The organism is Neomesorhizobium albiziae, from assembly GCF_900114255.1.
GTDB classification, from domain to species: Bacteria; Pseudomonadota; Alphaproteobacteria; order Rhizobiales; family Rhizobiaceae; genus Neomesorhizobium; species Neomesorhizobium albiziae.
This window is the reverse complement of sequence record NZ_FOSL01000081.1, coordinates 1-2,474: the sequence shown is the minus strand read 5'-3', so window position 1 is coordinate 2,474 and position 2,474 is coordinate 1. Positions and strand designations below refer to the sequence as shown.

The following is a 2,474-nucleotide window of genomic DNA, read 5'->3' as shown; positions in this document are numbered from 1 at the left end:
GCCGCCACATGCTGATCGGGCAGCTTTGCCAATCCGTGTTCGGACGACTGCCCGGGTACCAGGGTGTGAACGACGCAGATCGGCTGGCGCACGATCCCGCCCTGCTGGATCGTGGGGGCCGGGCTGTGACGCACAATGCGGCGTAGACCAGCCAGATGGTGAGACCGAGGGGCTGACCCAAGAAACGAACCTGTCCGCCCTTGCCGATCTGTCCGGGCGCTGGATCGACACCGTGCCTGCCCGCCGCCCGGATATGTCGAGGTCGACTTCGTTGCCCATTCCGGCACCTCTTCGTCCGGTAGCTTTGTGCAAACGATGGTCTTGACCGATATCGCAACAGGCTGGACCGAGTGCGTGCCGGTGCGGACGCGAGAAAGCGGTCTTGTGATCGCTGCCATCAAGTGGGCCAGGTCGCTGTTTCCCTTTCCGCTGCAGGGCGTGGACTTTGACAATGACAGCGCCTTCATGAACGACCTCGTGGTCTCGTGGTGCCGAAGTCAAGGATTGGAAGTTACGCGTTCCCGTGCTTATCGGAAGAATGATCAGGCATGGGTCGAGCAGAAGAACGGTGCCATCGTTCGACGGCTGGTCGGCTATGGCAGGTTCGTGGGTGCCGACGCCACGGCGGCGCTTGTTCGTCTCTATGACGCGGTGCGGCTGCACGGCAATCTCTTCCAGCCGTCATTCAAGCTGCGGGAGAAGACTCGTATCGGCGCGCGTGTAATCAAGCGGTATCATCCGCCCGCGCCGCCGGTCGCGCGCGTTTTGGCTCACCCCGAGGTGGCCGAGGTCGACAAGGAGCGGCTGCGTACGATGCTCGCAACGGCAGATCCGGTGATGCTGTTCGCCGCCATCCGTGCGGCACAGGAAGATTTGGGAACACGCGTCGATCGTCGTGGAGTGCAAGCAACGCCACAGGAACCGGTTGTCATCGATCTGCAGCGCTTCACCGCAAATCTGAAGACGGCTTGGCAGGGTGGTGAGGTGCGACCCACCCATAAAAGGCCTTATCGGCGGACAAAGCCTTATCCGAAGAGACCGAGCATGCTTGAGCCCTATGAGGCTCAGATTCGGGCCTGGTTGGAGGCCGAGCCGACACTCTCGGCAGCCCTCGTGCTACAGCGGCTGATAAACGTCGATCAGACACGGTTCACGAACAAAAGCCTGCGGACGGTGCAAATAGCGGTGAAAGCCTGGCGTAAGGAGACAGCCGTTGAGACCATCAATGGCGATTGGATAGCGATATCCCCGCTTCTTCAACCCGTCACATCGTTCGGTAACATTCTTCGATGAGGCAATAGGGGGGGTCAATTTCTCATTTCGCCTGACATGGTTCGATGGTTCACATCCTAGAGGTCGAGCGTGGGCTGAAATGCGGTTGCATCTGTCCGGGCTGTGATAGGCGACTCGTTGCCAGGACGAAGGCCGTCAAGGTCGTCCCTCATTTTGCTCCCTACGGTCCTGCTTGCGGTGGCGCCCCCGAAACGGCGCTCCACAAGCTCGCAAAACAGATCGTCGCGGACAGCCTGACCCTGGTGGTTCCGAAGCGGATCGCAATCCACGATGCGGTGGAAAGGGCGCTCCCCGGCGCGACCGACATCAAGCTCGAATCCGCCCGCATCGAATACAACGACGCCGACGGAATTGTTCCTGATCTCTACGTCACCGTCAAAGGGCATGTTAAGTGCAGTCTGACACCGGCCTCTCTTCAGAGCTTTTGTAGAACCTTCAGGACACTATCACTGGATCAAGCAAATTTGGTCCAATCAGCCCTGACGCCGGCCAGTGCTGAGGACGACCTCGACTGTGGCTGAGTTCGCTAACTGGTTCATTGTGCCGCACCCGCGACATTCGAGGGGCTGCGGTCCGCGGCTGCAGCGGCGCGAAGATAGGCGTGCAGCGCCCTCACGCAGGGATCTGCATTCTTTTTGTCTTTTTGGTGGGGCGGGACGATCGTGATATCGGCTTGTGCATAAAACGCTTTGCGCTCGCTGTACAGTTCGGTGATTGTCTGAACCCGGTTGGGGCCTTGCAGCAGCGGGCGCTCGGTATCGCTACTAAGGCGACGTTGGATGATGTCCAGGTCAGTATCGAGCCAGATCGAGATCGCTTTCTCGCCGACGAGGCGCCGGGTCTGCTCATGCAAGAACGAGCCGCCACCTGTCGCGATCACCGCGGGCCCTTGCTCGAGCACACGTTCGATTACCGTCGCTTCGAGCTTCCTGAAACCCTCCTCGCCATCGGTGTTGAAAATCGACGATATCGACTTACGGGCCTTCTTCTGGATTTTTTGATCGGTGTCAATGAAGGGCAGCCGCAGTCGCTTGGCAAGGGCTGGGCCAATGCTGGATTTTCCCGCGCCCGGCATGCCGACGAGCACGATCGGCCGCTCGCCGAGGGCCGCGACAACCTCGCTTGCCTCCGGTGACCTGGCGATCTCGGGCATTCTTGATTGTTCGACAACTCGCATTCCA

General features: G+C 60.0%; 3 protein-coding genes and 1 pseudogene. 3 read left to right on the top strand and 1 reads right to left on the bottom strand.

The features are described 5' to 3' along the window. From F3H98_RS30830 to F3H98_RS30820, 3 genes and pseudogenes are all read left to right on the top strand, one after another. Positions 1 to 271: pseudogene (locus F3H98_RS30830) on the top strand (IS1380 family transposase); the annotation flags it as partial. After that, a complete protein-coding gene (locus tag F3H98_RS30825; protein ID WP_342211658.1) occupies positions 220 to 1,293 on the top strand; it encodes an integrase catalytic domain-containing protein in 1,074 nt (357 codons plus the stop codon). The pseudogene F3H98_RS30830 and the gene F3H98_RS30825, both read left to right, overlap by 52 nt. A gap of 44 nt (positions 1,294 to 1,337) precedes the next feature. Further along, a complete protein-coding gene (locus F3H98_RS30820) occupies positions 1,338 to 1,814 on the top strand; it encodes a hypothetical protein (RefSeq protein ID WP_149764794.1) in 477 nt (158 codons plus the stop codon). Positions 1,815 to 1,828: 14 nt separating this feature from the next. Here the strand turns inward: F3H98_RS30820 and F3H98_RS30815 are convergent. Continuing rightward, positions 1,829 to 2,474, bottom strand: a 646-nt coding sequence (locus F3H98_RS30815; protein ID WP_342211657.1) for a shikimate kinase, incomplete at its 5' end; no start/stop codon positions are given.